The sequence below is a fragment of the Sphingomonas sp. 66-10 genome, from assembly GCF_001897045.1.
In the GTDB taxonomy this organism is placed as follows: domain Bacteria; phylum Pseudomonadota; class Alphaproteobacteria; order Sphingomonadales; family Sphingomonadaceae; genus Sphingomonas; species Sphingomonas lycopersici.
In genome coordinates, this window is record NZ_MKRR01000135.1 from 1 (window position 1) to 6501 (window position 6501).

The window sequence follows — 6501 nt, forward strand, 5'->3', positions numbered from 1 at the left end:
CGTCAGGCAATTAGGGGGCAACGACACATCGGCCATCACGAATTCGTGATCGGCAGTGGCGTTGAACACATTCGATCGAACGAGCCCAGGCGCAGTCAGTTGACGAAAACCGGCAATACGGCCCGTGATTAGCGCGCCCGCCGCAGCATCGGCAACTGGAAAGCAGAGTATCTCATCACCTACGCTCAACGTCTCGATCGGACGGGTCGAACCGTCCGCGAGCGTTACCTCGGTCCCTGCAGGAAAGCAGGTCGGGACATATTTTCTGCTCGCCGCGGGGCGTACGTCCAGCGCGTCGGCAACAGTGCCATCGACAAGATACTTACGCGCTTGAACCGAACCGATCGAATCGAAGCGTCCCTCCATCGGTCCATCTGGTCCGAAGAGAATGCCCATCCGATTATAGAACAGGCTGATATCCGCTTCGGATGGCGTTGCACCGGCACGCAGCATCGAATCCGTAAACGCCTGAAGATATCCATCAATGACCGGCTGATGATTGCGGATATTCCAGGTAGAGCTGATTTCTACAGGGACCGCTTCGTTCAAGATAGATTGGCGAAACTCACCATATAGGGATTTTTGGTATATATATTCCTTGAATGTCAAGTTGCTGAACGGCTTGGAAAACCCTCTATTTTTCAGTATTTTATCAACAATCAAAGGATCTTGAACGAGCGCGTCTCGAACTACGCGAGACAGCTCGGCCTGACTATATGCATACCACCTTAACTCGTCTTCAATCCGCATCTGCGGTGTATCGACAATCGCGCGGTCCGCGCCAAAGGTAATTAGCTCGTTATCAAACCTGATGCTTTGGATATCGCCTTGAGATTCCAACCCCCATCTTTTGGCAACGCCGGCAAGAAATCCTGGAACGTCGGTAGGCACCTCAAACTGAAAATTTTTCTTCGAGAAGTCGCTCCCATATTCTGTCGCGCGCTGAAAAGATAAATCCCCTGCAACCGCAATCAGACTGTCGGTGCGATTAGCAGATTTAATCGCTTTGAACAGATCATAGAAACCGTCACCGCCGGACTTTACGCCGCTCAGAATATTGACAACGTCAAGCGCGGGCGCAAGCGTTTCGTCAAAGGCTCGCGCATCGCTGTTCACCGCAGCGCGGATTGATGTCTCGTAAGGAGCCGCGGTTTCAAGCTGGAACGTTGTGAAATTGACGCGGAGATCAGGGTAATCTTCGAACTGTACCCCCAAGGGATATCCCAGATTTTCTCGGGCGTATCGATCAACCGATCCCAGAATTCCTGCGTCGAGCACTGACGAGTTGAATGAGATTGCATTGGCGCCGGTGAGAGTCGAATAGGCTTTTGCGAGCGTGCCGCCATTATAGGCGCCGACGACGTCAACGCGTGCCTGACGATCCTGAGCAAGAATTTGTTTCCGTATCGAATCGACATAGGTGAGCGTTGCCGCGTAATCGCGCGCCAATGCGCCATTTTCACCTTGCGAAAGCGGCGTCAGCAGACTGCCCGAGCCGATCGAGATCAGATATTGTTGAGGATCGCTCTCGCTTTGAACCGCAATGACACTGGTTCTGAATGCCCCGCCAAGCTCTTGAGCGCTGCTCAGGCTGAACTTCGACCTGACCTGCTCCATCGCATTGGAATAAATTTTTGAAAATACTGCCTTAGATGAGATATTTGGAAGCCCCTTGATATCGAATATTGCTTTCTCAGCTGAAAGATTGACAGAAGCGAGATCTGCCGATAATAGCGCGAGATCACGTACGGCAGACGCCTTGATCGGATTTGTCACGGCCGCTCTTCCATAGCATCATGAAGTACTTGTTCTGATTTGTATCGGACGAGGTACAGTAGATTTTCGCTCCCGTCCCAGACGAGAAGTGGATTCGAGATATCAGAGATCTCGACGGAGTAGCGGCCATCGACTCCCAAGGTGGCGATGCAATTATCCCAGAATTTTTCGGCGCCGGCTTTTTTAGTCAAGCAATCCGGATGATTGCTGGATATCGCAACTATTGGCTGAAAACGCCCTTGGTTTGAAATTCGCCACACTCGATTTCCAGCATAATCAAGGAAGTACGGGTGGATTTTGACTGGCGCAGGCGGCTCCGTGCGCTGGACCGCACGTCCACAATCGATATCGACACCCTCACGTTCCAGGCCGAGCAGGATGTCATTGAACCGGGCGATATCGCATATCGCGATTGCCTTACTTGGTTGACCGGCGAGCCATTGCCAAAGTGGGTGAGCCCGCGTCACCGGCATATCGTGGGTCGTTTCTGGCAGGCCGACCAATTCAATACGCGGCGCAAATACCTTCAGTGCGCGATAGTCATCGGGCCGATCCTGTCGCCCCTCCTTCACTTCCGCCAGATGCCGAACAGCAAATTTGGCGATGATATATTTATCGGCCAGCGGCCTAGGCATTCTTACCTCGGTAGTGCGGATAAACCACACGGTCCGCGGATGATTGCCCCCATCCATCACCATAACGGGCGGAGCTGCCTCTACTTTGTCCGCTGGCTTGTAATAGGTAGGCGGGCACGGCGCGCCCCGGTAGAGCCAATCCCAGGAGAGAGTAAGTTTGAGCGGTCCTGTCCCGCCGATACGAACCGTTTTTTCGTCGAGCGCCCTGTCGGCTAAGCCCAGGGATCTCGGACCGATGGTCCGGCAACGATAATCAATCCAGGCAGTTTCGATCTTTCCGCCGGCCGAGTAGGCCATTTCGATATGATAGCCCAGCGGATCGGCGGCGGAGGCGCTGCAGCCATCAAGGGCAAAGAGCGCTGCAGAGGGCGCAACCACGAACAAGGCAGCGTAAGTCAGACCAGCCCGTCGCCATCTTACAGGAAATTCCCCACCGCGACTCGTCATCGCCACGCTCCTTCCACCCGAGGAGCCTATGACCCAAATAGCGCCGAGCATTTGACCCGGATCAATCGCAAAAAATTCGGTAACCTTCCTGCCCGCGCATTTATAAGCGCTTACGCCCCACCTTCACCGCTCTCGCCCCGCTTCCTTCACCCGCCGCTCGATCGGGCTCAGCAGGAAGTCGATCACCCGCCGCTCGGATGTCCTGATCTCGGCGCTCGCCACCAGCCCGGGCGACACGTCGAGCGGGGCGCCGCCACCGGTCGGGCGGTTGCCGAGGATCGCCACCCGCGCCTGATAGACCGGCCCCAATTTCTCGTCCTGGATCGCGTCGCGGCTGACCCACATCAGCCGCCCCTCCAGCGTGCCGTAGCGCGTGAACGGAAATGCCTCGAGCTTCACCGTCACCGGCTGGCCGGGGCGGACGAAGCCGATGTCGCGATTGAGGACCTGCGCCTCGACGATCAGCCGCGCATTGGCCGGCACCACGACGAGGATCGGATCGGCGGGCTTGAGCACCGCGCCCTCGCTGGTCACCGCGAGTTGTTGGACGACGCCGTCGACCGGCGCGCGGACGATCTGTACCCCCGACCGGTGGGTCGCCTTGACCAGTTCCTCGCGCGCCATGCGCACTTCCGCTTCCGCCTTGGCGAGATCGGCGAGCGTTTCGCGGATCGCCTGCGCGCGCATCTCGGCGAGCTGCTGGCGCACCCCGGCGAGGCTCGCCGCGGCCTTGCGCCGGTTCTGCTGCTCGACGCCGATGCGCCGCTCGTGATCGACGCGCTGCTGGTCGAGCTCGAGCTGGCCGAGCCGCGAGGCATAGCCCTTCTCGGTCAGCAGGCGGCGCTTGTCGGCGCGCTCGGCGAGATAGGGCAGGGTATCGCGCAGCCGCGCGATCTCCGCCGTGGCGCCGGCGCGCGCGGCATCGGCTTCGCTCGCCTGCTCCTGCAGGGTGCGGGCCTTGGCGTCGAGCTCGGCGAGGCGGCTGTCGATCAGCTGGCGCTGCACCGCGACGATATCGGCGGCGACCCCGCCGGGGGGCGTGAACCGCGTCCCCTCGCCGCGCAGCGCGCCGAGGATCGCGCGCGATCGCGCCGCGTCGACCGCCGCGGTCTGCAGGCTGGCGAGCGCCTGTTCGCGCTCGGCGCCCGAGGCGGTCGGGTCGAGCGTGACGAGCGGCTGACCGCGCCGCACCGTCTGCCCGTCATGGACGAGAATCGCGCGCACCACCCCGCCGTCGGCCGACTGGACGAGCTTGTTGCGCCCCGCCGCGATCACCTTGCCCGGCGCCACCGCGACGACGTCGATCCTGGCGACGATCGACCAGATCAAGGCGAGCGCGAGGAACGCGACCAGCGACCACAATATGATGCGGCCGAGCGGATTGGGCGGGGTCTCCACCACCTCGAGCGCGGCGGGGAGGAAATCGGTTTCGCTCCACGTCTTGCGCGATCTGAGCCGCTCGGTCTCGAGCGCCCAGCTGTCGCGCAATATACGCCAGTGCCGTAGCCAGCCGGAATCGGTTCGCTCGGTTCGCGTGGTCATTGCTCAGGCGCCCTCCGGTTCGACAAGACCCATCTGGCGCCGGTACATCTGGGCGTAGCGGCCGCCCCGGGCGAGCAGATCGGCGTGCGTCCCCGCCTCGGTGATTTCGCCCGCCTCGACCGAAACGATGCGATGGCATTGCCGCACCGCGGAGAGGCGGTGCGCGATGATCATTACGGTGCGCCCCTCGGCGATGCTGCGCAGGTTGCGCTGGACGATCTCCTCGCTTTCCGCGTCGAGCGCCGAGGTCGCTTCGTCGAAGATCAGGATACGCGGATCGCCAATCAGCGCGCGCGCGATCGCGATGCGCTGCCGCTGCCCGCCGGAGAGATTGGCGCCGCGCTCGTCGATCCGCGTGTCATAGCCCTCGGGCAATTCGAGGATGAAATCGTGCGCGCCGGCCAGTGTCGCCGCCGCGATGACGCGTTCCATCGGCCAGCTCGGATCGGCGAGCGCGATATTGTCGCGCACGCTGCGGTTGAACAGGATATTCTCCTGCAGCACCACCCCGATCTGCCGCCGCAACCACGCCGGATCGACCAGCGCCAGATCGACCCCGTCGACCAGCACACGGCCCTGTTCGGGGACGTGGAGCCGCTGGACCAATTTGGTCAGCGTCGATTTGCCCGATCCGGAAGGGCCGACGATCCCCAATATCTCGCCCGGGGCGATATCGAGCTCGACACCGCGAAGCACCTCCGGAGCATTGGGACGATAGCGGAACCGCACCTTGTCGAGCCGGATGCGCCCCGCGATCGCCGGCAGGCTCGAACGCGACGGCGCGGTCGGCTCGGCCGGCGCGTTCAATATGTCGCCGAGCCGGTCGACCGCGAGCCGCGCCTGCTGAAAATCCTGCGCCAGTTGCGCGATCCGCAGCACCGGTTGCGATACGCGCCCGGCCAGCATGTTGAACGCGACCAGCATGCCGACCGTCATCTCGCCCGCGATCACCGCCTTCGCGCCGAAATAGAGGATCGCGACCATCGTCAGCTTGGAGACGAGCTGGATCGCCTGGCTGCCCCAATTGCCCAGCATCGCCGCGGCGAACCCCGCGCCGACGTAACCGGCGAGCTGGCGTTCCCAGCGATTCTGCATCTGCGGCTCGATCGCCATCGATTTGAGCGTCTCGATCGCGGTAACGCTTTCGACCAGGAACGACTGGTTCTCGGCGTGACGCTTGAATTTCTCGTCGATCCGCCGTCGCAACCCGGGCAATATTGCGAGCGAGATGCCGATGTAGAGCGGGATGCTGATCAGCACGATCAGGAGTAGCATCGGCGAATAGAGATACATCACGCTGAGGAAGACGAAGGTAAACATGAGATCGAGGACCAGCGTCACCGCATTCGAGGTGAGGAAGGCGCGAATGGTTTCCAGTTCCCGCACCCGTGCCACCGTGTCGCCGACGCGACGGCTCCCGAAATAGCTCATCGGCAGGCTTTGCAGATGGCGAAAGAGGTTCGCGCCGAGTTCGACGTCGACACGGCTGGTGGTGTGCGCGAACAGATATTGCCTGAGCCCCGACAGCAGGGTTTCGAACAGGAACATCGCGATCATGCCGATCGCCAGCACTTCGAGCGTGGTCAGCGACTTGTGGACTAGCACCTTGTCGATCACGACCTGGAAGAAGATCGGCGAGATCAGGCCGAGCAGCTGGATGAACAAGGAGGCGAGCAAAACCTCGCCAAGCAGCCGACGATAGCGGACGAGCGCTGGAATGAACCAGCTGACATCGAACTTCCGCCGCGCACCCGCGATGCTTTCCCGCGTCGTCAGCAGCAGATAGCGGCCGGTCGCAAGATCGGAGAACGCGGCTCTGTCCTGCTCGTGGATTTCCCCCGATATCGGCTCCTGAACCAGCGCACGATCGGCGTCGACCTTCCCGACCAGCAGGAATCCGGTTTTGGTCTCGGCGATCGCAGGCAAGGGGGCGTTGGCCAGAGCCTCCCAATCGAGCCGCGCGATTCTCGCCCGCACCCCGTCGCGCTTGGCCAGCCGTGCCAGATCGTCGATTGTGGCCGGATCACCGTGACCCAACCGATGCCGCAACTGCGCCACGTCCGCCGGACGTTCGAGAAATCCGAATATGACGGCCAGCGCG

The 6501-nt window shown here is 61.2% G+C and carries 4 protein-coding genes; all 4 read right to left on the reverse strand.

The genetic code is table 11. The annotated features are described in order from the left end of the window. A partial coding sequence (locus tag BGN95_RS16840; RefSeq protein ID WP_286773432.1) for a Hint domain-containing protein occupies positions 1 to 1776 on the reverse strand: 1776 nt, incomplete at its 3' end. After that, positions 1773 to 2858: a hypothetical protein gene (locus BGN95_RS16845; protein ID WP_286773433.1), complete on the reverse strand. Its 1086-nt coding sequence runs from the start codon at positions 2856 to 2858 to the stop codon at positions 1773 to 1775. The genes BGN95_RS16845 and BGN95_RS16840, both read right to left, overlap by 4 nt. Positions 2859 to 2981: 123 nt before the next feature. Further along, positions 2982 to 4400 (reverse strand): HlyD family type I secretion periplasmic adaptor subunit, encoded by a 1419-nt coding sequence (locus tag BGN95_RS16850; protein WP_286773434.1) that lies wholly within the window; start codon positions 4398 to 4400, stop codon positions 2982 to 2984. Between the two features lie 3 nt (positions 4401 to 4403). Next, positions 4404 to 6501 (reverse strand): type I secretion system permease/ATPase (locus tag BGN95_RS16855; RefSeq protein WP_353744713.1); only part of this gene is annotated, 2098 nt, incomplete at its 5' end.

Coding starts and splice junctions, on each gene's coding strand:
- BGN95_RS16850 (WP_286773434.1), bottom strand. CDS start 4,400: ATGACCACGCGAACCGAGCGAACCGATTCCGGCTGGCTACGGCACTGG.
- BGN95_RS16845 (WP_286773433.1), bottom strand. CDS start 2,858: ATGACGAGTCGCGGTGGGGAATTTCCTGTAAGATGGCGACGGGCTGGT.